The 23,997-nt window shown below is 71.4% G+C and carries 28 protein-coding genes; 9 read left to right on the forward strand and 19 right to left on the reverse strand.

Annotated features, from left to right (window positions below; translation table 11 throughout):
- Window positions 1-214 precede the first annotated feature (214 nt).
- Complete coding sequence (locus ACZ592_RS39490; protein WP_471586601.1) at window positions 215-622, reverse strand: ATP-binding protein; 408 nt, start codon at window positions 620-622, stop codon at window positions 215-217.
- A gap of 234 nt (window positions 623-856) precedes the next feature.
- Between ACZ592_RS39490 and ACZ592_RS39495 the strand changes: the two genes are divergently transcribed.
- Entirely contained in the window at window positions 857-1,234 is a 378-nt protein-coding gene (locus tag ACZ592_RS39495; protein ID WP_471586602.1) for an STAS domain-containing protein, read from the forward strand.
- Window positions 1,235-1,547: 313 nt separating this feature from the next.
- Here the strand turns inward: ACZ592_RS39495 and ACZ592_RS39500 are convergent, their stop codons facing one another.
- Entirely contained in the window at window positions 1,548-1,718 is a 171-nt protein-coding gene (locus ACZ592_RS39500; protein WP_361189904.1) for a hydrophobic protein, read from the reverse strand.
- Window positions 1,719-1,952: 234 nt separating this feature from the next.
- Here ACZ592_RS39500 and ACZ592_RS39505 point away from each other — a divergent pair, with 234 nt between their 5' ends.
- The 5 genes from ACZ592_RS39505 to ACZ592_RS39525 all read left to right on the forward strand — a co-directional run bounded on the left by ACZ592_RS39505 (window position 1,953) and on the right by ACZ592_RS39525 (window position 4,990).
- On the forward strand, window positions 1,953-2,126 hold the full coding sequence (locus tag ACZ592_RS39505; protein WP_471586603.1) for a CsbD family protein: 174 nt from the start codon (window positions 1,953-1,955) through the stop codon (window positions 2,124-2,126).
- Window positions 2,127-2,322: 196 nt separating this feature from the next.
- Complete coding sequence (locus ACZ592_RS39510) at window positions 2,323-2,571, forward strand: DUF6479 family protein (RefSeq protein ID WP_471586604.1); 249 nt, start codon at window positions 2,323-2,325, stop codon at window positions 2,569-2,571.
- Between the two features lie 373 nt (window positions 2,572-2,944).
- On the forward strand, window positions 2,945-3,337 hold the full coding sequence (locus tag ACZ592_RS39515) for a YciI family protein (RefSeq protein ID WP_471586605.1): 393 nt from the start codon (window positions 2,945-2,947) through the stop codon (window positions 3,335-3,337).
- A 455-nt stretch (window positions 3,338-3,792) separates the two neighbouring features.
- A complete protein-coding gene (locus ACZ592_RS39520; protein WP_471586606.1) occupies window positions 3,793-4,467 on the forward strand; it encodes a DUF4232 domain-containing protein in 675 nt (224 codons plus the stop codon).
- A gap of 202 nt (window positions 4,468-4,669) precedes the next feature.
- Window positions 4,670-4,990, forward strand: coding sequence for a hypothetical protein (locus ACZ592_RS39525; protein WP_471586607.1), 321 nt, complete (start codon window positions 4,670-4,672; stop codon window positions 4,988-4,990).
- 163 nt (window positions 4,991-5,153) lie between these two features.
- On the opposite strand, the gene ACZ592_RS39530 is transcribed toward ACZ592_RS39525, so the two are convergent.
- The 11 genes from ACZ592_RS39530 to ACZ592_RS39580 all read right to left on the reverse strand — a co-directional run bounded on the left by ACZ592_RS39530 (window position 5,154) and on the right by ACZ592_RS39580 (window position 15,778).
- Window positions 5,154-5,948, reverse strand: a complete 795-nt coding sequence (locus tag ACZ592_RS39530) for a VOC family protein (protein WP_471586608.1) — start codon at window positions 5,946-5,948, stop codon at window positions 5,154-5,156.
- 233 nt (window positions 5,949-6,181) lie between these two features.
- Window positions 6,182-6,760 (reverse strand): DUF6245 family protein, encoded by a 579-nt coding sequence (locus ACZ592_RS39535; RefSeq protein WP_471586609.1) that lies wholly within the window; start codon window positions 6,758-6,760, stop codon window positions 6,182-6,184.
- 52 nt (window positions 6,761-6,812) lie between these two features.
- Window positions 6,813-7,106, reverse strand: coding sequence for a hypothetical protein (locus ACZ592_RS39540; protein WP_471586610.1), 294 nt, complete (start codon window positions 7,104-7,106; stop codon window positions 6,813-6,815).
- 329 nt (window positions 7,107-7,435) lie between these two features.
- Window positions 7,436-8,281: a class II fructose-bisphosphate aldolase gene (locus tag ACZ592_RS39545; RefSeq protein ID WP_471586611.1), complete on the reverse strand. Its 846-nt coding sequence runs from the start codon at window positions 8,279-8,281 to the stop codon at window positions 7,436-7,438.
- A gap of 135 nt (window positions 8,282-8,416) precedes the next feature.
- Window positions 8,417-9,295, reverse strand: coding sequence for an SIS domain-containing protein (locus ACZ592_RS39550; protein ID WP_471586612.1), 879 nt, complete (start codon window positions 9,293-9,295; stop codon window positions 8,417-8,419).
- Window positions 9,296-9,359: 64 nt separating this feature from the next.
- On the reverse strand, window positions 9,360-10,673 hold the full coding sequence (gene melA, locus ACZ592_RS39555) for an alpha-galactosidase (protein ID WP_471586613.1): 1,314 nt from the start codon (window positions 10,671-10,673) through the stop codon (window positions 9,360-9,362).
- Window positions 10,670-11,623, reverse strand: a complete 954-nt coding sequence (locus ACZ592_RS39560; protein ID WP_471586614.1) for a carbohydrate kinase family protein — start codon at window positions 11,621-11,623, stop codon at window positions 10,670-10,672. The genes melA and ACZ592_RS39560 overlap by 4 nt, the downstream gene beginning before the upstream one ends.
- 34 nt (window positions 11,624-11,657) lie before the next feature.
- The gene (locus tag ACZ592_RS39565; protein ID WP_471586615.1) at window positions 11,658-12,545 is read right to left on the reverse strand and encodes a carbohydrate ABC transporter permease; all 888 of its coding nucleotides are present in this window, start codon (window positions 12,543-12,545) and stop codon (window positions 11,658-11,660) included.
- Window positions 12,545-13,492: a carbohydrate ABC transporter permease gene (locus ACZ592_RS39570; RefSeq protein ID WP_471586616.1), complete on the reverse strand. Its 948-nt coding sequence runs from the start codon at window positions 13,490-13,492 to the stop codon at window positions 12,545-12,547. Before ACZ592_RS39570 ends, ACZ592_RS39565 begins: the two co-directional genes overlap by 1 nt.
- Before the next feature lie 9 nt (window positions 13,493-13,501).
- The gene (locus ACZ592_RS39575) at window positions 13,502-14,830 is read right to left on the reverse strand and encodes an ABC transporter substrate-binding protein (RefSeq protein WP_471586617.1); all 1,329 of its coding nucleotides are present in this window, start codon (window positions 14,828-14,830) and stop codon (window positions 13,502-13,504) included.
- A 129-nt stretch (window positions 14,831-14,959) separates the two neighbouring features.
- Window positions 14,960-15,778, reverse strand: coding sequence for an endo alpha-1,4 polygalactosaminidase (locus tag ACZ592_RS39580; RefSeq protein WP_471586618.1), 819 nt, complete (start codon window positions 15,776-15,778; stop codon window positions 14,960-14,962).
- A 270-nt stretch (window positions 15,779-16,048) separates the two neighbouring features.
- On the opposite strand from ACZ592_RS39580, the gene ACZ592_RS39585 reads away from it, so the two are divergent.
- Window positions 16,049-16,810 (forward strand): DeoR/GlpR family DNA-binding transcription regulator, encoded by a 762-nt coding sequence (locus tag ACZ592_RS39585; RefSeq protein WP_471586619.1) that lies wholly within the window; start codon window positions 16,049-16,051, stop codon window positions 16,808-16,810.
- A gap of 290 nt (window positions 16,811-17,100) precedes the next feature.
- Here the strand turns inward: ACZ592_RS39585 and ACZ592_RS39590 are convergent, their stop codons facing one another.
- The 4 genes from ACZ592_RS39590 to ACZ592_RS39605 form a co-directional block, all read right to left on the reverse strand.
- Complete coding sequence (locus tag ACZ592_RS39590; RefSeq protein WP_471586620.1) at window positions 17,101-17,745, reverse strand: YdcF family protein; 645 nt, start codon at window positions 17,743-17,745, stop codon at window positions 17,101-17,103.
- Between the two features lie 116 nt (window positions 17,746-17,861).
- Complete coding sequence (locus ACZ592_RS39595) at window positions 17,862-18,995, reverse strand: hypothetical protein (protein ID WP_471586621.1); 1,134 nt, start codon at window positions 18,993-18,995, stop codon at window positions 17,862-17,864.
- A gap of 265 nt (window positions 18,996-19,260) precedes the next feature.
- A complete protein-coding gene (locus ACZ592_RS39600) occupies window positions 19,261-19,983 on the reverse strand; it encodes a cysteine hydrolase family protein (protein ID WP_471586622.1) in 723 nt (240 codons plus the stop codon).
- A complete protein-coding gene (locus ACZ592_RS39605; protein WP_471586623.1) occupies window positions 19,983-20,567 on the reverse strand; it encodes an isochorismatase family protein in 585 nt (194 codons plus the stop codon). The genes ACZ592_RS39600 and ACZ592_RS39605 overlap by 1 nt, the downstream gene beginning before the upstream one ends.
- Window positions 20,568-20,689: 122 nt before the next feature.
- Between ACZ592_RS39605 and ACZ592_RS39610 the strand changes: the two genes are divergently transcribed.
- A complete protein-coding gene (locus tag ACZ592_RS39610) occupies window positions 20,690-21,730 on the forward strand; it encodes a GlxA family transcriptional regulator (protein WP_471586624.1) in 1,041 nt (346 codons plus the stop codon).
- Between the two features lie 21 nt (window positions 21,731-21,751).
- Here the strand turns inward: ACZ592_RS39610 and ACZ592_RS39615 are convergent, their stop codons facing one another.
- Together ACZ592_RS39615 and ACZ592_RS39620 are read right to left on the reverse strand one after the other, a co-directional pair.
- Window positions 21,752-21,898 (reverse strand): hypothetical protein, encoded by a 147-nt coding sequence (locus ACZ592_RS39615; protein ID WP_471586625.1) that lies wholly within the window; start codon window positions 21,896-21,898, stop codon window positions 21,752-21,754.
- Between the two features lie 514 nt (window positions 21,899-22,412).
- Entirely contained in the window at window positions 22,413-23,021 is a 609-nt protein-coding gene (locus ACZ592_RS39620; protein WP_471586626.1) for a peptidase inhibitor family I36 protein, read from the reverse strand.
- 541 nt (window positions 23,022-23,562) lie between these two features.
- On the opposite strand from ACZ592_RS39620, the gene ACZ592_RS39625 reads away from it, so the two are divergent.
- A complete protein-coding gene (locus ACZ592_RS39625) occupies window positions 23,563-23,967 on the forward strand; it encodes a hypothetical protein (RefSeq protein ID WP_471586627.1) in 405 nt (134 codons plus the stop codon).
- Window positions 23,968-23,997 lie beyond the last annotated feature (30 nt).

The following is a 23,997-nucleotide window of genomic DNA, read 5'->3' on the forward strand; positions in this document are numbered from 1 at the left end:
TAGGCACGCTCGATCAGAGACTCCTCAACCGCCCGGGTCGTGGTGTGCGTCTGCTCATCGACTGCCACGGTACGCATGATGTCCCGCCCCTATCTGTTCGTTCCAGGTCACTGTCCTGCCTGCGTGCCTGCTGGTACCCCTGGACCGAGGGCATATGCATGATGGCGTGAGATGTTCTCACCGGCCCGGCAGACTTGCTCGATCACACCGCTGATCAGGCAATCGTCAGGACCGCGGTGATCGTCTTGCCGTCCGGCTCCACCGCGACGTCCAGGCGCGAGCACAGGCGCTGGACCACCATCCAGCCGTGCCCGCCCGGCATGCCCCGACCCGTCGGCTGGCGCCGCGGCACATCGGTGCTGGCATCACTCACACGCAGCTCGATCTCTTCGCCGTTCAGGCGCGCGCTGAAGTGGGTGACGCCTCCCGCGTGCAGGAGCGCGTTCGCCGCCAGCTCGCTGACCACGAGCAGCGCGTCGTCACGCAGGCGCTGTGCCGAAGACAGCGGCAGACCGCAGGACAGCTCCGCCAGCACCTCGCGGACCGCGGACCGAACGTCCGCACAGCTGATGTCCTCCGTGCCCACTGGCTTCACTGTTTCCACTGCCTCGGCAACGCGCATCGTAGCGTTGGTCCTTTCCGCATTCACCCGGACACCGCTCCCGTGTCGTCGCGGCACCTTCCCACCTGCCCGCCACGGCCCGCCCCACACCCTCCCGGATGTACCGGCCCTGCCCGGCCCCGCACCGGGCCTCGCCCTCCTCCCCGAACTGGCCGCGCCACCACCGGCCTTGCCCCGGAGGGCCGGCAGATCCTCCGGTCACAGGCCCGCAGAGGTGTGTGGGAGGGTCAGGGCATGATTTCCGACAGACAGAGCATCGGCGTCACCCGGCACGAGCAGGTGACCGTCGTCTCCTTCCGCAACGAGCTCGACCTCGAGGACACGCCCGAGGCAACGCTCGCGCTGTCCCGTGCCCGCACGGACCCCGACACCGCCGGAACACTGCTCGACCTGGCCGGCCTCACCTTCGCCGACAGCACCCTGCTCAACGTGATCCTGCGCGCCCACGCGGAGCACCAGGACGCCTCGCGGCCCTTCGTCCTCTCCGGCCCCTACCAGAGCGGCATTTCACGGCTCCTCGAGGTCACCGGCGTCACCGGCGTCCTGGACCTGGCCGACACCCACCAGGACGCCGTCCGGCGTATCCACACGCTCCGCGCCTCCCTGAGCTGATCACGGTCCGTGGCGGCGGGGGGACTGCGCGGCGGGGCGGCGGCCGGGCAACGCGAAGCGGCCCCCGCGGGGTGGAGGCGCAGGTTTCCCACTGCAGTGGCCCGCGGGGGCCGGTACCCCGTGCCTACCCGACACGGCGTCCCCTACGCCCCACTCGTACAGCGTCATGCGCCGTACGTACCGCACGCGGGCAGAAAAAGGGGTGGGCCCGGCCGTCCCAGGCCGGGCCCACCCCTTGTGCCGCAGCCGCTCTCGACGGCGGCTGCGCGTTTCGCCCGTTGGGTTGGGCGGTCAGACGGTGGTCAGGTGGCGATCACCATCGGTACCAGCGGCCCTTGCGGCCGCCACTCGCAGCGGGCCGGATCACGAAGCCGAGCAGCCACACCACCAGCACAATGACCGCGATCCACCACAGCGCCTTGAGGGCGAAGCCCGCGCCGAAGAGAAGCAGAGCGAGAAGAAGAACTACCAGCAGGGGAACCATCGTTATTACCTCCTGGCCACCATGTGCTCTTAACCCACGCCTACAAACAAACAAAAGGCGCGTTTCTTTCGCTAAGTGCAGGGCATTCGACCGCACCCCGGAGTGCCCCCGTCCGCCCCGTTCATGCAGCTGAGGGCGCCGTGATCTGCACGGCCTGATCGTGTTTACCGCCTTTCACGGCGGTCATGCGGAGGGTGAGCACATGATGTCGATGCCAAGGGAGCGTGAGCGGACATGACCGCCAGCGAGAAGGCCAAGGCCAAGACCGAGCAGACTGTCGGCGCCACCAAGGAAGCCGCCGGACGCACCGTGGGCAACGAACGCCTCACCGCCGAAGGCCGCGCCCAGCAGATGCAGGGCGACGCCCGCCAGGCCAAGGAAAAGACCAAGGACATCGGCAAACACTGACGCGCACAACGCGGCGTGTGAAGGGGCGGCCCCACCTGGTGGGGCCGCCCCTTCACGTGTGCCTACGCCGCCGGCCGGCGAAGGGACACCGCAGCGGCACCGCGCGTCCGGGAACGCGCGGTGCTTCACGTAGCGCTCGGGTGATGTTCCTTGGGCGGTACCGATGGCCTGGCCGTCAGGGGGTACTGGAACCGGCATGCAGACTCACAGCACCATGGTCGTCCTGGCCGCCTCGAGCACCACCTCGCTGCTGCTCATCATCATCGGCGTCGCGGTAGTACTCGGCCTTCTCGCGATGTTCGTCGCCGGCCGGCGACGCTCAGCCCGGCACGCGGCCTCCAGCACTCCCCCGCCCACTCCCGGCCAGGGCGGCGAGCAGGCCCAGCACGGCGTGGGATGGCAGACCCCCGACGATGACCCGGAGCACGGGCACCCCCATCGCTGACCTGCTCGCATTCGTCACCGGGCCGGCCACTGGAGCGTGCGGCCCTCACCACCCGCCTCGACGGCATCCGTGAACTCCTCGACGCCCTGATGCACCTGAGCCCCGGGCCGCGTGCACCGGTTCTGGCTCAGCCCGGCCCCGTCGGCTCCGGGAAGCGCCCTGGAACACCTGGGACTTTCGCGTACGCGGTCCGCAGGGCCGGGCGCAGTGCGGCCGGGCTGCGCCGCAGGCTCTCGGGCGCGCACTCCGGCCGGCGGCAACGCGGTGTCGGCACGCCGATGATTTCCGCGGCGTGCGGCTGTCTGACCCAGTACAGGTGTCTGACCCAGTACAGGCCCAAGACCCCATCAGCCGCCCGGGAAGGGTGAGGAAAATGAAGTACATGATCCAGATGAACGTGCCCGCCGATCAGTGGGACGCGGTCATGTCGGGGTATTCCCAGGACGACATGGAGGCCATGTTCGCCCACATGAACGCTCTCAACGAAGACCTCAGCGCTGCCGGGGAGTGGGTGGAGGGGCAGGGCCTCGGCGGCCCCTCCCTGGTAAAAACCGTGCGGGCCGGAAACGACGGGCCACCTCAGGTGACCGAGGGGCCGGCCCATGCGGGCTCCATCCTGGCCGGGTACTGGGTGGTCGACGTCACGAGCGAGGACCGCGCCCTGGAGATCGCCGCACGGGCATCGGCGTGCCCGGGAGCCGGCGGGAAGCCCAGCAACGACCCGGTCGAAGTACACCCGATCCCCGAGCACCCGACCCAGGCCTGAACCGGCACCGGCTGAGCCCACCGCGTACGCCCCGCGGCCTTGGCCGGGGCAGCCGGCGTGCGGCTGCCGAGTGGGCCGGGCCCAACTCCTCCTGACCCTGGGGACGGTCGGCGCCTTGCACGGCGCGGCGAGGCAAGGCAGGGCAGGGCAGGGCTCAGCGCTCGCGGCTACGGCCGTCACTCCTCGCGGCAGCCGCGGCAGCCGGACCGGTCCGCGCAAGGCGTCGCTTCCAGGCGCAGCGGGAAGCACCGAGCCGTCTCCCGGCGCCGGCATGCCGGGCCCCGACCGCGCGTGCGGGGCTTCGGCGGCTGAGGTCGGGCACCGAACGCCGCTTCGCGGAAGCGTGGTCGCTGAGACAGAACGCGGACATTCCCAGGATCACTCGGAGATCATGACGGCCCTAGTGTCGGAGGTGTCAGCAGGACACACCGCTACCGACCACCCTGGAGATCCTCATGCGCTCGCGTCGTGCCGCCCGTCCCACCCGCCTCGTCCTGGCCGCGGTGGCGGTAACGGCCCTCGCCGCCACCGCGACCGCGTGCGGTCCCGAGGACACCACCAGCGCCGACACCTCCTCGCCCTCCACGGCTGACAACGGCAAGAGCGAGGGCTCCGCCAAGGACGGATCTTCCAGCGGCTCCGGCGCCGGCTCCAACTCCGGTGACTCCACCGGCAAGACGAACTCGGGCTCGGGGACCGACGACGGCAAGAAGGACGGCTACGGGCAGGCCTGCGGCACCAACGATCTGACGTTCACGCTCACTTCGGAGTCCCAGGCCGGCGGCTACTACCTCGTCGCCGCCAAGGCCAAGTCCGGCATCAGCTGCTACCTCGACGTCAACACGCCCAGCGTGTCCTTCGGCTCCGGCGCCGACGGCGCCGCCTCCCCCGTCGGCCAGGGTGGCGAAGACCCCATCAAGCTCACCGGCTCCGCCGTCGCCTACACCGGCATCAGCCCCAAGACCACCAACACCGACGGCGGCACCCAGTTCGAGAGCGTCATCCTGGGTCTCACCGACGACGACCCCAACCCCGCCGAACTCAAGCTCCCCGAGCCCGCCGACGTCGACAAGCCCATCGTCACCAACTGGTCGACCAACCGCTCCGAGACCGTCCCCGTGATCGCCTGACCAACCACGCCACCCTGACACCAGGGCGGGCGCGGCACGGCGTGCTGCGGGCGACGCGTGGTCCGGCGGGGTGTCCATGACGGTGGGCCGGGGCAGGAGGGCCAGTGGGCAGCAGGCAGGTGAGCAGCACCGTGCGCCACTTGCCTCAGTGTCCCGGCGTCCCGCTTTATGGCAGACCGTAATTGATCAGCAGGGAGAGCACGTGGCGAAGAAGGCCGACACCACGGACGCGGCGCGGGAGAAGGACCGCGAGAAGTGGATGGCGCGTTTTCAGGTACGCCTGGCCATGCAGCCGGGCGTGGACCGGGACGTGGTGCTCCAGGCGGTCGAAGAGGTCACGGTGCACTGCGAGGAGGCCGCAACGGATCCCCGGACCGCTTTCGGCGACCCGGACGCCTATGCCGTACAGGCCGCCGAACGCCTGGTGCCCGTGGACCGGGCGGCGCGCGCGAGGCGGCGCAACAAGGCGGTGGACGGGCTGAGCTCCTTCTTCAAGAAGGCGGGCGGCCCGCCGGGTTCGTGAACCGCGTTGAAGGCACTCTCCATCGAGAAGCCCGCCGGCAGCGGCATCTACCGCGTCCGCTGACGCGCCTGGGCGGGCAGCCGACGGAAGAAGGGGGGCGTCGCCATCCGAGCTCGTCGCACGGCGGCGGACCGCTGCTGGGCGCATGGCCGCCGGCCGGTGGTTACATCCGGGGGTCCGGCTTGAGCAGGGCGAAGACTGCCCCGGCCGGGTCGCAGACCCAGGCGATGCGGCCGACGGAGGGGACGTCCGCGGACGGCATCAAGGCCGTGCCGCCGTTGCCCTCGACGGTGGAGACGGTGGCGTCGACGTCCCTCACGTGGAAGTACGGCACCCAGCACGGCCCCGTCGACGGCCCGTCGCCCGCTGCCCCGCCCTGCGCCGCCGCCCCGCCGAACGAGCCGTCCTCCTGGTCCCCCTCGCCGATGCTCAGCACGCGGTAGGTCATCCCCGGTGCCTGCATCTGGGCGGAGCGCCAGCCGAACACCCCGGTGTAGAAGCCGATCGCGGCGACCGGGTCGGGGACGTGGAGCTCCACCCACACCAGGGAGTTCTCCGCGGAGGCCAGTTCCAGGCCGCCGGTCCTGGCGGGCTGCCAGGAGGCGAACTGTGCGCCCTGCGGGTCGGTGAACTGTGCGAGCCGGCCCTCGCCCATGACGTCCATGGGCGCCGTCCGCACGGTTCCGCCCCCGGCCCGCACGGCGTCGGCGGTGGCCTGCGTGTCGGGGCTCTGGAAGTGCACCATCCATGCCGAGCGTGCGCCCTCCTCGGTGAGGGGGCCGAGCGCGGCCACGGTCTTGCCGCCGAGCCGGAAGAAGCCGTACCCGCCGGCCTCGGGTCCGGCGGAGACGAACTCCCAGCCGAAGACCCTCTCGTAGAAGGCGGCGGCCGCGGCGGTGTCCGGGCTTCCGAGGTCGAGCCAGTTGGGTGATCCGGTGTGGAATTCGGTGCCGAGCATGGGGTCCTCCGGTGGTGGCGGGCGGCGCGGTCGCCTGCCACCCTGCCCGCCGTTCGCGCGCACGACGGCGGGCGGCTGCCCGGGCTCCGCCGGAGTTCATCCGTTCGGTGCCACGGTGGCCACGGTGGCCGCCGTGGCAGGTGGCCGCCGTGACAGGCGGCCGTCGGCGGCTGAGGAACATCCTGGCGGCCGGGCAGCCGCCCGGCCCGGGTTCCGCCGGGACCCGTCGGCTCTCACCCGGCCGGTGCCGGGTCGGGGGGCGTCGGCGCGGGAGTCGCGGGGAGGGTGTCCAGGGCCTGCACCGCGGCGATGAGGTCCGCGCGCACGCGTTCGAGGTCGGCGGGGACGTCTGCGGCGCGCGGGTCGTCGGGGCCTGTCACCGACATGCAGGACAGCAGGTTCAGCAGGGCGTTGGAGGTGTGGGTGCCGGCTGTGCCGAGCGGGCCGTGCTCCTGCTCGTCCACGTTCTTCAGGAAGTTCCAGACGTGTCCGGTCTGCCAGTGCAGCAGGCCCATCACGCCGGTCCAGTCGGCCCCCGGCGCCTTGAACACCTGCTCGCGGGCCAGCGCCATCTCCTGCGGCCCCGCGCCCGCTGCGAGCATGTTCCCCTCGGCCACCATCCCGGTGCCGATGCAGGCGCCGTACAGGGCGTTGGCGAGGACCGCGGCAAGGACGTGGTCACCGCCGACGGCGCGGGCCTGTTCCTCGAGTTCCTCGGGGGTCGGCGGCGGGGCGTGGAGGCCGAGGGCGGTCATGGCTGCGGCTATCTCGGCCGGGCCGGGCGCGGAGTGGGGCTGGTTCGGGGCTGGCATGATCAGGAACGTACCCGGCCTGCGGCCATTGGCACGTCCCCTGCCCTCGCCTTTATTCCATGCGGTCGACACGCTGCAGCCCGAGGGTCAAGTGGTCCAGCACCGCCCCGGGGTTGAGGTCGTAGGCCTTCGCCGCTACGCCCACGCTCAGTTCCGCGGTATGCGTCATGGCCCACAGCAACGCACCGTGGGCCGCGGTGTCATCGCCGAGCTGTCGTCCCAGGCGGTGGACGGCCTGGCCGAGTTGGGCATCGGAGGCGGGGGCGTATCCGTTGTGCAGGGCGCCGCGCAACAGCGTCATGGCTTCCAGCGCGGCCGACGGTCGGTACTGATCTTCCAGAGGCATGCGCGTTTCCCTTCCTGCACCGGCGCGATGTCCGAGGCACCGAGCGACGTCGCCGCGAGGCTGTGGTGCCTCCTGCTGTGATGCCCCGCTGCCCTCGTCCGTCGCGTACACGCGTAGTGCCACCCGTGCGGTGGACGCCGAGTCGGGCAGGACCGAACGCAGGTGCGGCATTCGGTCACGCTGGGGCGAGCGGCCGGGTGCCGGTGGTCCTCCTTTTGACGGTGGTCCTCCTTTTGAACGCCGTCCTGGACCCGGGCCGTCAAGGCGGGCGATGACCGCAGCCGTTGCGGAAGTGGTTCGCCGTCCTGCGCACGGCACCACGAGCCCGGCTAGGACGGCACGGCCGCCGGGACCGCGGAGGCGAAGAGCGCCAGCAGCCGGGCGACCTCGGCGGCCATCGCGTCGCGGCCCCGGCTCACATAGCGCCGGGGGTCGACGACGGGACCGGCGTCGAGGACGCCGCGCACGGCCTGGGTGAAGACCGCGTTGAGATGCGTCGAGATGTTGATCTTGCGGATGCCGGTGGCCGCCGCCGCGGCCAGGCTCGCGTCGTCGGCGCCCGACGAACCGTGCAGGACGAGCGGCACCGGCACCGCGGCACGCAGCTCCCTGACGAGTTCGAGGTCGAGGCGGGCGGTGCGTCGCGTCATGTGGTGCGAGGTGCCGACCGCCACCGCGAGGGCGTCCACGCCGGTGTCCGTCACGAACCGGGCGGCCTCGGCGGGGTCCGTGCGCACCCCGGGCGCGTGCGCGCCGTCCTTGCCGCCGATCTCGCCGAGCTCCGCCTCCAGGAACACGCCGTGCTCCCGGCAGTGCCCCGCGATCCGGCGGGTGTGGGCGACGTTCTCCTGCCAGGGCAGGGCGGCGCCGTCGTACATCACGGACGTGAAGCCGAGGGCGACCGCCTCCTCGATCAGCTCGGGGCGGGTGGCGTGGTCCAGGTGGAGGGCGGCGGGGACGCACGAGGCCGCCAGAGCGGTACGGGCCGCTGCCGCGAGAGGGGCCAGGGAGCCGTGGTGGGCGACGGCGTTCTCGCTGATCTGCACGATCACCGGAAGCCGCGCGCGCTCGGCTCCGATGAGGATGGCCTCCAGCTGCTCGATGAGGGCGACGTTGAAGGCGCCCACCGCCGCGGAGGTGGTGTGGAGCATGTCGTACGGGGTGACCAGAGGCATGGCGTGAGTTCCAGGATCGGTGGCCGGCCGGGCGGATGGGTCGGCCGGGGCGGAGGGCGGGGCCGGGACGGGGAAGGGGCGGGGACCGCCGAGTCGGGGGAGAGAGGGCGGTCCCCGCCCGTCGAGGGGTCCGCCTCAGGCGAGGACGACGGACCGGGTCAGGTGGGCGGGGCTGTCGGGGTCGCGCCCCGCGTCCTGGGCGAGCCGCACGGCCACGCGCTGGGCGAGCACGAGTTCCACGAGCGGGTCGAGGCTCGGCCGGCGCAGATGGGCGCCCGTGGCCTCGATCCGCCCGGCCAGCTCCTCGGGCAGCGGGGAGAGGCTCCACACGGCCCGCCCGGGGCCTGCCACGGCGATGGGCCCGTGCCGGTACTCCGGGACCGGGTAGGACTCCGTCCAGTGGGCGGCGGCCTCGCGCACCTTGAGGGCGGCCTCGTGCGCGAGGCCCGCGTGCCAGCCCTCGCCGAGGAACGTGATCTGCTCGGCGGCGAGTATTCCCGGATCGAGCGGGGCTTCGAGCGCGGTGACGACGTCGGTCCGTGCCCGCTCGACGGAGTGGCCCAAGTGGGCCAGGAGCAGGATCAGTTGCGTGGTCGGGTAGCGGGTCTGGACGACGGAACGCTCGTCGGCCTGCGCCAGCGCGATCACGTCGTGGGCGGCGCGGGCGGCCGGAGAGCCGGGCACCGCGGTGATGGTGGTGACGCGGGCGGCCGGGTCGGCGGCGGCCAGCGCGGTGAGGATCTCGGTGGTGGTGCCGGAGCGGGTCAGGGCGATGATCCGGTCGTAGCGGCGGTGCAGCCGGGCCGCCGACGCGGGGAAGGCGTCGGTGGGCCCGTGCCCGGTCTCCTCGCGCAGGTGGGCGTAGGCCTGGGCCATGAAGAGCGAGGTGCCGCAGCCGATCACGGCGACGTGTTCGCCCTTCGCGGGCAGCGCCGCGCCGACGTCGGGGAGCAGGCCGAGGACGCTCTCCCAGCACTGCGGCTGCGTTGCGATCTCTTGGCTGGTGAGGGACATGTGCGTGGGTTCCTGTTCTCGGTCTGGGTGCGGTGCGGCGGGTGCCCGGGGAGGGATCGGAGGATCAGCCGTCGGCGAGCGCGGTGCGCAGCGACGGCTGCAGGAGGTCGGCGTGGGCGCGGACCATGTCGTCGCACAGGCGCCAGATCTGATCCACGGTCAGGGCGGCGGCGGTGGCCGGGTCGGTCATGGCCGCGTGCCGGATGTGCCGCGGCTCGTCGTCGACGGCGGCGCGTACGACGAGGTCGTTCATGCTCAGGTACGTGCGGTTGAGGGCCGCCAGCTGCGGCGGCAGGGCTCCGGCGCGGGTGGGCTGGACGCCCGCCGCGTCGACCAGGCAGGGCACCTCGACCACGCCGTGGGCCGGGAGGTTGTCGATCAGGCCGCGGTTGGGGACGTTGCCGTAGACCGTGCGCGGGGTGCCGGTGACCATGCTGTGGATGATCTGCGGGGCGTACTCCATGGTGCCCTCGACGGTGAGCGGTTCTTCGGCGGCGAGGGCGTCGCGGGTGTGGCGGTACTCGGCGACGTTGTCGTCGACGATGCCGAGGTAGGCGCCGACCGGGAGGCGCAGCCGGTCGATCTCGCTGTCGTGGTGCAGGTACCAGGGCACGTACTCCGAGGAGTGCTCGCTGGTCTCGGTCGGGTAGAAGCCGAGCCGCCGGTACATGTCCACCCGTACCCGGCGCCGCAACTGCTCGTCGCGTGCGATGAGTTCGTCGAGGCGGGGGTAGAGGTCGGTGCCCCGGTGCTCGAAGCGCAGTACCCAGGCCTGGTGGTTGACTCCGGCGGCCCGGTAGGTGATCTCCTCGTAGGGGACGCCCACGAGCTTGGCCAGGTCCTGCATGGTCCAGTACACCGAGTGGCACAGGCCGACCACCTTGGTCAGGCCGGTGGCCTCGGTGAGGTACTGGACGTTCATGGCCATCGGGTTGGTGTAGTTGAGCAGCCAGGCGTCGGGGCAGAGTTCCGTGATGTCCTCGCCGAGCCGCTTGAGGAACGGGAAGGTGCGCAGGGCGCGGAAGATGCCGCCGATGCCGAGGGTGTCGCCGATGGTCTGGCGCAGCCCGTGGCGGGCCGGGACGTCGAAGTCGGTACGGGTGGCTTCGCCCATGCCGATCTGCACGATGTTGATGACGAAGTCGGCGCCCGCCAGGGATGCGCGGCGGTCGGCGTGGGCGGTGATGCGCGCGTCGGCGCCCCGCTCGCGCGCGATGTAGCGGGCCGCGGCCTCGGCGGTGGCCAGCCGCTCGGCGTCGATGTCGTGCAGGGCGATGTGCGCGTTCTTCAGCTCGGGGAAGGCGAAGAGGTCGGCGAGCAGCCCCTGGGTGAAGACGACGCTTCCGGCGCCGATGAAGACGATCTTGGGCTGGGTCATGATGCGTGCGCTCCGGTGCGAGAGAGGGTGTAGGTGAGGGCTTCGTCCCAGGTGGGCTGGGCGGCGGTGCCTCCGTGGGCCCGCGTGGACAGGGCTCCGCACACGGCCGCGAACCGCAGTGCCTGGTGCGGGGGTTGGTGCCGGAGCGTGGCGGCGATGAATCCGGCGTCGAAGCTGTCCCCGGCGCCGACCGTGTCGAGGGGCGTCACCGCGATGCTGTCCGTGCTCGTCGGCGTGCGGCCGTCGTGGCACAGGGCGCCCTGGGCGCCGTTCTTGACGACCACGAGGGGGACGCGTTCGGCGAGGCGCGCGGCGGCCGCCTCTGGGGAGTCGCACCCGGCGAGGTGCATCGCTTCCTGGGCGTTGGGAAGCAGGATGTCGCTCTGCGCGAGGACCGCGTCGAGGGCGGCCCCCTCCCAGCGTCCCGACGGGTCGTCCTGGGTGTCCAGGGAGGTCGTGGCGCCGTGCGCGCGGGCGGTGCGCAGCAGTTGCGGCAGGTCCTCGGCGAGCCTGGGCTGCAGGAAGTACGAGGCCGCGTGGACGTGCCGGCTGGTGGCCAGCAGGTCGGCGGGGACGTCACGTCCGCAGGTCGTGGTGAGGGTGCCGGGCGCGGTGAGGATGGCCCGGTCCTCGCCCCGGGTCAGGACGACGGTCAGCGGCGTCGCGCGGTCGGGGTCGAGGGACAGGGCGCGGGTGTCGACGCCGTGGGCGGTGAGGGCGTCGCGTATGTAGCGGCCGGCGTCGTCGTCGCCGACGCGTCCGGCGAAGGCCACGCGCAGGCCCAGGCGCGCGGCGCCGCAGGCCATGATGGCGGCGGAGCCGCCGATGACGAGGGTGCCGGATTCGGTGAGCTGTTCGCGCTGGCCGAAGGCGAGGGGTTCGGTGAGCGGGCCGAGGACGACATCGGGGTTGGCGTCCCCGATGACGAGCAGGTCGTACGCGGTGGGCATCGCGGTCCTTTGAACGGGTGCGGGCGGCGGGTGGTCAGCCCTTGAGGCCGCTGGAGGTGACGGAGCGGATGAAGGCCTTCTGGGCGAAGAGGAACGCGACAAGCACCGGAAGGACGGTGAGGACGTTGCCCGCCATCACCGCGGACCAGCGGGTGTGGTGCTGGCCCTGGAAGGTGGTCAGGCCGAGTTGCAGCGTGTACTGGGTGTCGTGGTTGATGGCGATCAGCGGCCAGGTCAGGTCGTTCCACGTGGTCAGGAAGGTCAGCACGGCGACCGTGGCGAGCGCGGGCCGTGCGAGGGGCAGGATGACGGAGACGATGACCCGCAGCCGGGAGCAGCCGTCGATCCAGGCGGCCTCCTCCAGTTCCCTGGGCAGGGACAGGAAGAACTGCCGCAGCAGGAACACCGCGAACGGCGTGACGAGCGCGGGCACGATGAGCGCGCCGAGTGTGTCGATGAGGCCGAGCTTCTTCATGACCAGGAAGGTCGGGATCATCGTGAGCTGGAACGGGATCGCCATCGTCGCCAGCATCAGCACGAGCAGCAGCCGCGACCCGGCGAACCGCATCCGGGCGAACGCGTAGCCGCCGAGCACGCCGAACACCAGGTTGGAGGTGACGGCGACCGCGGAGACGATCACCGAGTTCAGCAGCCAGCGGGGGAACATGGCGTTGCCCAGGACGTAGCCGTACCCGCCGAGGTCGATCCTGGAGGGCCAGAGCGCCGGCGGGAAGCGGTTGATCTCGGCGTTGCTCATCAGCGAGCTGAGCACCAGCCACGCCAGTGGCACCGCGAACAGCGCGGCCAGCGGCGCCAGCAGCAGGTGCCAGGCGCTGAACGGGAGCCGGACGTGGCGCCGGGCGGCCGGCACCGCCGTCGCACGGGAGGTGACCCGGGGCGGCTCGGTCGTGGTCGTGGTCATCAGGCGGCTGCTTTCGTACGAGGGGTGCGCTCGCGGCGGACCACGCGCAGCAGCACGGCCACGACCATCAGCGCCAGGGCGAGGACGTAGGCGGCGGCCGCTCCGTACCCGGCGGTGAACTCCTTGAAGGCCTGCTCCCAGATGAAGTAGACGATCACGGTGGTCGAGCCGAGGGGCCCGCCCTTGGTGGTCACGTAGACGAGGTCGAAGACCTGCAGGGACTGGATGGTCTGCCAGAGCAGCAGGAACACGCTGACCGGTGTGAGCGCGGGCAGCGTCACGTGGCGCAGGATCTGTGTCCGGCCCGCGCCGTCCAGGCGCGCCGCCTCCACCAGGGAGTGGTCGACGTCCTGCAGTGCCGCGAGGTAGATGACGGTGCACAGCCCCGTGCCGCTCCACAGGGTGATGACGATCAGGACGCCCAGGGCCTGCGAGGGGTCGGTGAGGAATCCCTGCGGCGAGATGCCCAGGCGGTGCAGGAGGGAGTTGGCCGCGCCGAACTCCGGGTCGAGGATGAAGGAGAACAGCACGCCCTGCGCGGTGGCGGAGATGACGAAGGGGATGAAGAACAGCGTCCGGTAGAGCCCGACGAAGCGGATGCGCCGGTTGAGCACGAGGGCCAGGGCGAGCCCGATGGCGATGCTCAACGGCACGTACAGGGCCGTGTAGAGGACGGTGTTGCGCACGGCCTGGTGGAAGTTCGGGTCCTGGCGCAGCGCGTGGTAGTTGTCGAGTCCCACCCAACGGCTGGGTGTGACGAGGTCGTTGGCCTGGAAGGACAGCAGCAGCGACCAGATCACCGGCAGCACGCTCAGGCCGAGGATGACGAGTACGGCGGGCGAGACGAACGCCCAGGCGGTGGCTGCCTCCCTGCGGCGCCGGCGGCGCAGGGCGCGCGGCTCCGGCGGGTTCTGCGGCAGGGTCAGCGGGGTGGGAAGTCGGGGCATGTCAGGTCCTCAACGCGGTATCAGCAGGGCGGCGTTGGACTCCTCGGCACAGGAGCGCACCGCGTCGGCGGGGCTCTTGCGGCCGAGCAGCACGGCGACGATGGCTTGTCCCAGGGCGCGCGAGACGCGGGGGTAGGCCGGGTGCACGGGGCGTACGCGCGCGGAGGTGACCGCCTCGGTGAACACGGACAGGCCGCGGGTACGGGTGGCGTGCCGGCGCCAGGCCGGGCGGTCCTCGCTGCGGCGGCTGAGCGGCAGGCTGCCCGCCTCCACGTCCCACCTGCTGTCCTGGGCGGGCTGGGCCAGCCACGTGACGAAGGTGCGCGCGGCCCGTACGCGGGCCTCGCCGTTGTCGAACAGCGTCCAGGTGTCGGGGCCTGAGATGGTGATGGGCCGGCGGCTGAAGCTCGGCAGGGGCACGACGTGGTAGTCGACCTTCGCCTGTCTGATGTCCGGGAGCTGCCAGGGGGCGGTCGCCACCATGCCCATCCGGCCGGAGAGGAAGACCTGGTACATCTGCTCGCTGCCCGGCTTGGGGTCGATGTAGACGCTCTTGTCGTGCACCAGGTCCTGGACGACCTCCAGGGCGCGCACGCCCTGCTTCTCGAAGCCGATGCTGCGCCCGTCCGCGGCGATGACGTCGCCGCCCAGGTCCCAGATCAGCGGCCACAGCCGCCACACGGTGTCCTCGTCGCCGGTGCCGGGCCAGCCGGTGCCGAACCGTCCCTCGGCCGGGTCGGTGAGGCGGCGCGCGGTGTCGGTGAACTCCCGCCAGGTCCAGCCGGGCTCGGGCAGGTCGACCCCGGCCTCGGCGAACACCTTCTTGTTGCAGACCACGGCGAGGGCGTCCAGGAGGGCGGGCATCGCGCGGACCCGGCCGTTGACGGTGACGGCCTCGCGGGCCGGCGCGTGGTAGTTGCGCCACGGCGTCGGGCCCTGTCGCACGTGCTCGGTCAGGTCGACCACCTGCGGGCTGCGGGCCACACTGGCGAGGTCGGAGCCGAAGATGTAGGCGATGTCGGGGTAGGCGCCGGAGGCGAGCGCGGCGGTGACCTTCTGCAGCATGGCGTCGGAGAGCACGCCGCCGCCCATGTCCACGCGGATGTCTGGGTGGGTGCGCTCGAACTCGGCGGCCAGGCTCTTGATGACCTTCGCGGCGGTGTCGTTCTGGCCGTGCCACATCTGGATCGTGACGCGGCCGTCGGAGCCGGCCCCGCCGGCGGTGCCCGTACCGCAGCCGGTCAGGGTGCCACCGGCCACCGCGAGGGCACCGGCACCACCGGCGCGCAGCACACCGCGCCGCGACGGTGGGCCCGGCGCTCGGGGGACTGCTGTCATCACTACCTCCAGGGTGGGGCGCGCTGCGTCGGGCCCGCGGCGGAAAACGGGTGAGGTCGGGCGGGAGCGGGATGAGGGGTCGCGGGCGTGGAGCGCCGGGTTCCGGGCGTGCGGAACCCGGCGTCCCGCTCAGCAGGTCCGGCGGAGGTATCCGCTGCTGCCGGCGGGCGAGACCCCGACGTCACGCCGGACGATGCTCAGCCGGTCGCCCCAGCCGGCACAGGCCTTGCGCAGGCCGTCCGCCGAGTACTCGACGACCAGGACACGGTCGCCGAACGCCGCCGTGTACTTCCCGCACTCGTCCCACTGTCCGCACTCCTCGGCGACGGCGAAGTCCAGTCCGGTCTCCTTGCGGTCGGCGGCCAGCTCCGGCGTGTTCTTCTGCGCGATGGCCAGCCCCTTGTCGTGGGCGTGCGCGGACAGGAGCGAGACGAAGGCCTTGGCCTGGCTCGCCTTCAGCTGGTCGGGGAAGCGGGTGTAGGTGTCGTAGTTGTCGGGCTCGACGGCCTGGAAGCCCTTGTCGGCGCAGGAGTCGATCCATCCGTTGACCTTGGCGGCGATCCGCTCGCGCTTGCCCGCGGTACGGATGTCGAGGACGGCCTCGCCCCAGTCGCCGTCGTACACGACGTCACCGTTCGCGTCCCGCAGCAGCAGGTCGGAGTCCCACTCCTTCTCCGCGCCCGGCTGCGCCTGGAAGGCGTTGACGTAGCAGAGGTTGTACAGGCCGCGGGCGGGGGTGGCGGCGCGGTCACGGCTGACGGTCCGCACTCCGGCGGGCGGGGTGTAGGCGCCGCCTATCTGGTAGTCGAACCCGGCGTGCGGCGACGGCAGTTCGGCGGCGGGCGGTCCTGCCGAGGCGGTGGAGGGGGCGAGCAGGCAGGCCGCCGCGGTGGCCGAGAGGACCGCGGCCGCCGTCATACACCTGCGCACAACATGATTGAGGCTCATCGGTGAGCTCCAGCTGTGGAGGGCACGTCCCCGCCTCGGAACCCGTGAAGGGTCCTGGCGACTCAGTCCGGGCTTGTGGCGGGGGCCAACTACCGGCTGGGCGTACCTCTGCGCCGAGTGCTCGACACCGGCGTTGCCAGGGAGTAAATCGAGCGTGTTCAGCCATGTCAAGAGATCGGTTTTGACTGAACTTCCGTCGATCCGCGCATCACCGCGCTGATTGTGTGCGCGACCGTGAGCGAACGTGCTCGTCAGGGCTATGCTCACCGCGTGCTCAGAAGCGACCGCCACGCGCGGATACTCGACCACGTCGCCGTGCACGGCAGCGCCGACGTGACACAGCTCGCGCGGCTGCTCGGTGTCTCCCAGGCCACCGTGCGGCGCGATCTGCGGCACCTGAGCGAGCAACGGCTGCTGGACCGTACGCACGGCGGTGCGCTCGCCGGCGGGCTGAGCATCGAAGTGCCGCTCCAGCACCGCGCGGACCAGCGCTCCCCGCAGAAACGGGCCATCGCCAGAGCGGCGGCCGCTCTCGTGCCCGAGGGAGCCGTGGTCGGGCTGACCGGCGGCACCACCACCACGGAAGTGGCCCGCATCCTCGCCGACCGGGGTCCGGTCACGATCGTCACCAACGCCGTCAACATCGCGGCGAACCTGGTGCTCCGCCCCACCGTCACCCTCATCGTGATCGGCGGCACCGCCCGCAGCCAGAGCTACGAACTGGTGGGCCCCATCGCCGAGAAGACCCTCGCCGACCACCACACGGACATCGCCTTCCTCGGCGTGGACGGCATCAGCGCCGCCCACGGCTGCACCACGCACGACCAGCTGGAGGCGGCCACCGACCGCGCGTTCGCCTTCCACGGCAGCCGGACCGTCGTGGTCGCCGACCACTCCAAGATCGGCAGGACCACCTTCGCCAAGATCTGCCCGACGGGCGACGTGCACACGCTGATCACCGACTCCCAGGCGCCCGCAGGTGAGTTGTCGGCCATGGGAGACCTCGGGGTACGGGTCACCGTGGTCGGCTGAGGCGCGGCCGGCCACGGCGCGGGCCGTGGTGTCAGCTCTTCCGGCCCGGCGAAGCCGGCGGGCTCCTCGACGTGAACGCGTCCGGAGCAGCCCTTGTCCGGGCGCGGTTCCCTCCTGTGGACCGCCGGCGCGCAGGCATCCCCGACACCGGCATGGCCCGGGACCCTCCCGTCAGATCGTTGTTCGCGGCCGTCGGCGGGACCACGGCGTGGGCAGGAAACGGCGGTCCAGAGCACTCCGTTGCGCCGGCGTCCCGGCGGCGTGGCCTGCGCTCCAGATGTTCGGGCCGGTCAGTGAGCCTGCCGTGCCCTTGGTCGCACACGCTTCTGCAGCGAGACCCTGCGTTCCCCCGCGTCGAGGACGCGCAGCGTCCACAGCCCGTACAGGGCCAGCAGCGGCTTGCCCGCCATCCACTCGCCGGGGCGGTAGTCGTCCGCCCGCACGAGCCGCTCCGCGAGGTCGGGGCGCTGCCGGTGCAAGTACGCGCGGGCCTTGAGAGCGTGCGCCGGCTGGGAGGCGATCTTGATGCGGTCGGCGTCCTCCAGCAGCGGGATCACGTTCGCGATGTTCTGCCACGTCGTCGCACTCTGGTCCTCGAGCAGGACCGTGCCGTCGTACCGGAGCACCGACTTCGCGTAGTCGGCCATCACCTGGGCCTCGGTCAGTCCCTCGCCGGTCGCGCCGCCGCTGAAGATCAGGCGAGTGTCCGGTGCGCCGTCGGCGGCGGAGCGGATTCCGGCGCGGACGCGCCAGCGGTTGATGAAGTTCGCCGTCGGCCGCGGGTTCCGGTAGCCCAGCACGACCACGGATTCGACTCCGGCTCCCGGCGCCCCTGCTCCGGTTCCCACGAGGGACCGGGACCAGCGCCAGTTCACCCACTCGCCCCAAGCCAGAATCGCGGCCCCGGTCATCACCAGTCCTGTGCTTCGTCGCATGCGGCGACTCTCGTCCGCGGCCCTGCTCGGTTCAAGCCGTGCGGCGCGCGCCGCCTCAGGGGGTCCGTCGTGGTGGCTCCCCTCCCCCGTTTTCGGTGAGCCACCACGACGTGCGGCTACTTGCGGACCGGGCACGCTCCCGGGGCGGCGACCGTGTTGTACAGGGGGGCGGCCTGCGGTGTCACCGTGGTGCTGCCGAGCTGGTGGAGGATCTCGTCGGAGAGCAGGTCCTGCTGGCCCTTGAGGGCGTCGGCGACCACGGCGGCCTTGGGGAAGACCATCTCCGCGGCGATGTTGTCCTGCACGATGCGCGCGAGGTTGTCCAGGGCGGTGAAGACCGGGTCGGCCGGCGGTTCGAGGCCGGGCAGGTCGATCAGGTGGGTGGCGACCTTCGCCGCGTTCATGCAGTCCTTGATGATGATGGTGTTCTGGTTGAGCACGCTGGTGGTCCACTGGGAGATGACCACGCAGTAGAGGTCGCTCCACGCCGTCTCGCCGACCTTGGCGCGCCAGGTCTTCATGATGTCCTGCACGCCCTTGATCTGGGCCTGCGAGGCATGTTCCATGTTGGTGCGGATGGCCGGGTAGACGCTGCCGGAGAACTGCTCGAAGGACGCCATGTCGAAGTGCTTGGCGGCGACGGAGGTCTTGATGAACGTCAGGGCGCCGTCGAGGATCGTGGCGCAGGACGTCTGCAGCGTGGCCGGCAGCCCGGCGGCGGCCAGGTTCTGGCGGGCGGTGGTGAGCTTGGCGGCGTAGGCCTTCAGGGGCTCGATCCAGGCGGTGGAGGTGTCGTCGTTGTAGGCGACCATCACCAGGTCGTGCGGGTCCATGCGGTCCGCGTTCGGCAGGTTCGGGATCTTGTCCGAGAGGTAGGAGGCGATCACGGAGAAGATGCCGAGCGGGGTGTGGGCGATGGACTTCGCCAGCTCGAACGTCTGGGAGACGGGGTTGACGGACACCTGCCCGCTGCTGGTGACGAGGGTGAACCGGCCGCCCTTGGCGTCGTTCTGCACGACGACCACCGGGGCCAGGTGCTTGATCAACTCGGCTTTGAGAGTGGCATAGTTGGCGCGCATGCCCGCGTTCACGGCGAACATCGACTCGCGTGCCTGCTCCTGGGTGACCGCGGCGGCGCTCACGCCGTCCGCGGTGAGGGTGTCGGCGGCGCTCGGGGTCGCCGAGTAGCCGAGCAGGGCGGCGGTGCTGACGCCGGTGGCACTGCCTATGAATCTTCTACGCGTGGCCATCTTCGTTTTCTCCGTAGTGCTGTCGAGATCGGTCTCTGGTGCTTGGGGGGGATTGCGTGCATGGGGGGATCTCCCTGTTGGGGGGATGGGGTGGGGGTGAGATGGGGGCGCGCAGCAGGGCAGGGAAGAGCCGGGGCCGGCCGCTTCCCTGCCGAAGTGCGCGGGCGCCGCGTGAGGTCCGTTGCGCCAGGTGGGGCCCGCGAGCGCTACGAGGGCACGCGGGCACTGCGTGAGTCCTGCGGGCGTGACGTGAGCCCCGCGAGCGCTACTTGAGGTCGCGCTGCTTGGGGACCACGACGCCGAAGCGGTCCTGGATCGTGGCGAGGGCGGACTCGTGGACCTGCTGGGCGGGGATGCCGCGGGGGTTGCCGTTGACCGGGAGCGGGCGGGTCGCCGAGGCGTCGCCGATCACGGTCGGGTTGTAGCCGTTGTAGACGGCGCCCTCGGCGGTGAACAGGGTGCACATGTGGGTCATGAAGCCGGAGATGATGACGTTCTTGCGGCCGGTCTTCTTGAGTTCGGCGTCGAGGTCGGTGTCGTGGAAGCCGTTGGGGACGGCCTTCTCGACGACGGTCTCCCCCATGGCCGGCTTGAGTTCCGGGATGATCTGGCCGGCCTTCGACTTGAGGTCGTAGCCCTTCTCCACGATGTGGATGACGGGCGTGTGTGCCTTGCGGGCCCGCTCCAGGAGGGTCTTGGTGTTCTTGACCGCGTCGCGCCAGCCGGTGAGCTCCATCGCGCCGCCGGTGTAGACGTTCTGGTAGTCGACCAGGACCAGCGTCGCGTCGGACAGCTTCGCGGGCGTCTCGTCCAGCTTCATCAGCTGGCGCAGCGTCGTGGTGTCCTTGGCGTGGTTCTTCTCGTGGCGCTGGTCGCGGCTGTCGGTGCGCGTGGCGGCCTCGGAGCTTCCGCCGCAGGCGGTCAGGGTGGCGGCGAGTACGGCGGCGGCGCCCAGGGCGGCAGCCGAACGGAGCAGCGTGGTCTTCATCAGACGATCTCCTTGTGGGTGGGAACCACGACCCCGTACAGGTCGGCGATGGTGGCCAGCGCGCTGTAGTGCACCTGGCAGGCGTCGACGTCGGTGCCCGCGACCGGCAGCGAGCGGGTCGCGGTGGCCTCGGCGACGACGGTGGGGCGGTTGCCGTTGAGGAAGGCGCCCTGTGCGGTGAACGCCACGCACATGTGGGTCATCCAGCCCGCGATGACGACGTCCTGGCCCTCGGTGAGATGGGTGGCCAGGTCGGTGCCCACGAAGGCGTTGGGGGCCTGCTTGACGACGACCGGTTCGCCCTCCAGGGGGGCGACCTTGGGGTGGATGCTGCCGATCTCGGCGCGGATGTCGTACGGGGTGCCCTCGCCGCCGTCGTTGATGACGTGCACGATGTTGGTGCTGGCCTCGCGGGCCCGTGCCAGCAGCTGCGCGGCGGCGTCCAGGGACTTCTCCCAGCCGTCGAGTTCCATGACGCCCTGGGTGTAGGTGTTCTGGAAGTCGATCAGGATCAGCGTCGAGCCGGCCAGCTTCGCGGGCTCCTGGTCAAAGCCGTTGAGCTCGCGCAACGTCGTTCTGGACATGGGTGTACCGCCTTCGGTGATGCGTGGGAGAGGTGCAGTCCGCGGTGTTCCGCCGAGCTGCGTCCCTAACGCTAGGACCGGACCGGGACGTCGGCAATGACATGTAATCTGCAGATCCAGACATGCCCGCCAGCGTCACCCATCTGACCGGGGAGAGATCCGTGCCGGACACCGCCGCCCGACGGCTCATCGTCATCGTGCTCTTCGGGGGTGTCGACCTGCTCGATGTCACCGGGCCCCCCGAGGTATTCTCCCTCGCCCTGCGCGAGACGGACGAGGCGGCGGGCTACCAGGTCGTGCTCGCCGCGGCGAGCATGGACCCGGTCACCACGGGGGCGGGCGTACGCATCCTGCCCGACCTCACCTTCGAGGAGGCCGCGCGCCGCAGCATCGACACCCTGCTGGTGCCCGGCGCCGTGGAGGTGGACGAGGAGCGCCGCGTGCACCCGCTCGTGGACCCCGATCTCGTCGGCTGGGTGAAGCTGCTCGCCGGCCGCTCGCACCGGATCACCTCCGTGTGCGTGGGCGCGCACCTGCTGGCCGCCGCGGGGTTGCTGGACGGCAAGCGGGCGACCACGCACTGGTCGACCGCGCAGCAACTGGCGGCCGACCACCCGGCGGTGGAGGTCGACGCCGACCCGATCTTCATCCGTGAGGACAACGTGTGGACCGGGGCCGGCATCAGCGCCTGCCTCGATCTCTCCCTGGCCCTGATCGCCGACGACCTCGGCGAGGCCGTCGCGCTGCGGGTGGCCCGCCAGCTGGTGATGTACCTCAAACGCCCCAGCGGGCAGAGCCAGTTCAGTGTGCCGCTGTCCCAGGTCTCCACGACACGGCGCATCGAGGACCTGCGCCATCACATCCTGCGCCGCATCGCCGAACCGCTGACCGTCACCGAACTCGCCGAGTACGCACATGTCAGCGACCGGCACCTGACGCGGCTGTTCAAGACCGAACTGGGCGTCACCCCGCACGCGTACATCGAGTCGGTGCGGGTGGAGAAGGCACGCCACGATCTGGAGTCCTCGGACGCCACGCTCGAACGGGTCGCGTCTGCCTGCGGTTTCGGCACGGTGGACACGCTGGTACGGGCGTTCCGGCGCCGCCTGAACACGACGCCCGGGGAGTACCGGCGCAGGTTCCGGGTGCCGCAGCTGCCCTGACTCCCCTCCCCCGCCGCCCGGTCACCGCCGCCGGGCGGGGCCGCGGCGCCTCACCTGCGCCTGCCGCAGGGGGCGGCGGGTGTAGCGGTAGGCGATGCCGCTGTCGGGGTCGGCGAACGCGTCCGCGCCCACCGCCGCGCTGTGCCCGAGCGCCCGTGCGCCCAGCACCGGGTAGCGCGCCCCCTGGGCCTCGAAGCCCAGCAGGAAGTGGTCCCACTCCCCCGTGACGAGGTCGGTGCCGGGGGTGTGCGGGGTGGTGAACTGCGTGAGGGTGTCCGGGGCAAGGAGCGGGGCGCGGCCCCGGACCTCCGAGATCGCCGTGGCGTAGAGGGCCGACAGGCCGCGTGCGCTGCCGACGCTTCCGCTGGAGGCGGGCCCCTGGGCGCGTACGGCGAGCGCCTCTCCCCGGCCTCGCCGAACGCCTGGTGGACCGCGGCGTGGACATGTTCCTGGGGTACTACCGCCCAGGGTGAGCGCCCCGCGTCGACGGCCGGGGCGGGGGCGGGAAGCCGCGTCGACGGCCGGGGGCAGGGGGCGGGGAGCCGCCTCGTCGGCCGTCCCATGCCCCCCCCAGCCGCTTGAGTCGACGCTGCCGACCGGTCAGATCCGCTTCAGGTGCTCGAGGGCGCACGGCGCCCCCGGTCCCAGGCCGGACCGGGGGCGCCGCTGTGCGCAGGGGCTGTCAGCCGCAGGGGATGACGTAGCGGACGGGCATCCAGTCGCCGTGCGCGTCCGAGCTGTACGCACGCGGCGTCTTGTAGATCATGCTGCCGCTGGGGTTGTACATCCGGGCCCGGCGGCTCTCCGTGTTGCGGGTCTGGTCGTTGACCCAGGAACCGCCCCTGCCCCAGGTGGACACGTAGTACTTCGTGTTGCACTGCCACATCTTGATGATCGAGCCCTGGAAGCTGTCCTTCTGGTAGGCACAGAAGTTCCCGGACACCCCCGGAACGTCCAGGCACGGGTCGGCGGCGATCCGCGTCCCGTCACCCGATGCGAAGTCGCGCGGGCGGGCCTCGCCCGGCAGAGCGACCAGGACCTCGCCCTTGCCCTGGAGGTCGATCTTGTTGAGCGCGACCTGGGTCCCGCCCATCTTCTTCAGGTAGCCGTCCACCTCCGCCTGCAGCGCCGTGGTCTGCGCACTGGTCAGGTGCGCGGACTCGGCCTGCCCGGCGAAGCGCGCGGCCGGCCCGGCCGGCCCCGCTCCCGCCTCGGCCGTGCCCACGCCCGCGACGAGCATGAGCACTCCGCCTGCCGCCGCGACGGCGACGCGCCCCTTCGTGACTGCCATGTCTTTCCCCCTGTTTCCTCGCGGTTCCCCGCTGAAGCCGCCGCCCTTCGCGGCGCCCTCAGGAGATTCCCACCAGGGGTACATCACTTCGTCCACCGAGGAGCTGAGCCGGGGTAAACCTTCGCGGTAAGCGCTACGGATGACGGTGGTTTCGTTCAGGAGCGACCGCACGTCCTCGACGCGTGCCGACTCCAGCGCCCGCAGTCCCGCCAACCGCGCAGGCGCGCAGGCGCGCAGGCGCGCAGGCGCGCAGGAGGAGCGCTGACCGGCCGCGGCCACGGTGTGGCCGACGGGACCGAACTCGACGGGGAGATCCTCTAGCGGCCCATCAACTTCAGTAGCGACCTGTCAACTTCAGTTCCGGGAAGGGCTCTTGCGCACGCGCGTGTGTGACGGCCGGAGTACGGCGGCCGGCCCCGTGCGGCGGGCTGACGGCGTGCCGGTTCCGCGGACTTTCGGAGCCGGCCGAAACTTCTTGTCCACGCTCCGGGCGCCCTGCGGGCCTCGCAGAGACACCACACACAGATACGGGGGAACCACCATGAACAACCGCATGCACGCCCTGCTGGCCGTCTCGGCGACCGCCCTGGCCCTGGGCGCCGTGTCCGCTCCCGCCTCCGCCGACCAGCGCAGCGGCACTCCCGACGGGGCGCACTGGTACATCGGCACCGGCAACGCCTACGGCGAGGTCGTGTGGCAGGACTCGAACTCCAGCGGGGACTCGGACCGCCTCTACCTGAATGACGACCTCATCCCGGCCGGCTACTCGGTGAGCATGAAGGTCGTCCACGGCTCCTTCAAGGACACCGTCCGCGCCTCCGGCGGCGGCTCCGACAACATCCGCATCCCCGGCTTCCACAAGGGTGAGAAGGCCAAGTTCAAGGCCTGCGCCTGGGACAACGGCGACAAGGTCACCTGCCGCCCCTGGACCACCGTCACGGAGTAGGGGGAAGGCCGCGGCGGCGGGGCGTCCCCT

This window comes from Streptomyces sp. NPDC040622 (genome assembly GCF_055593965.1).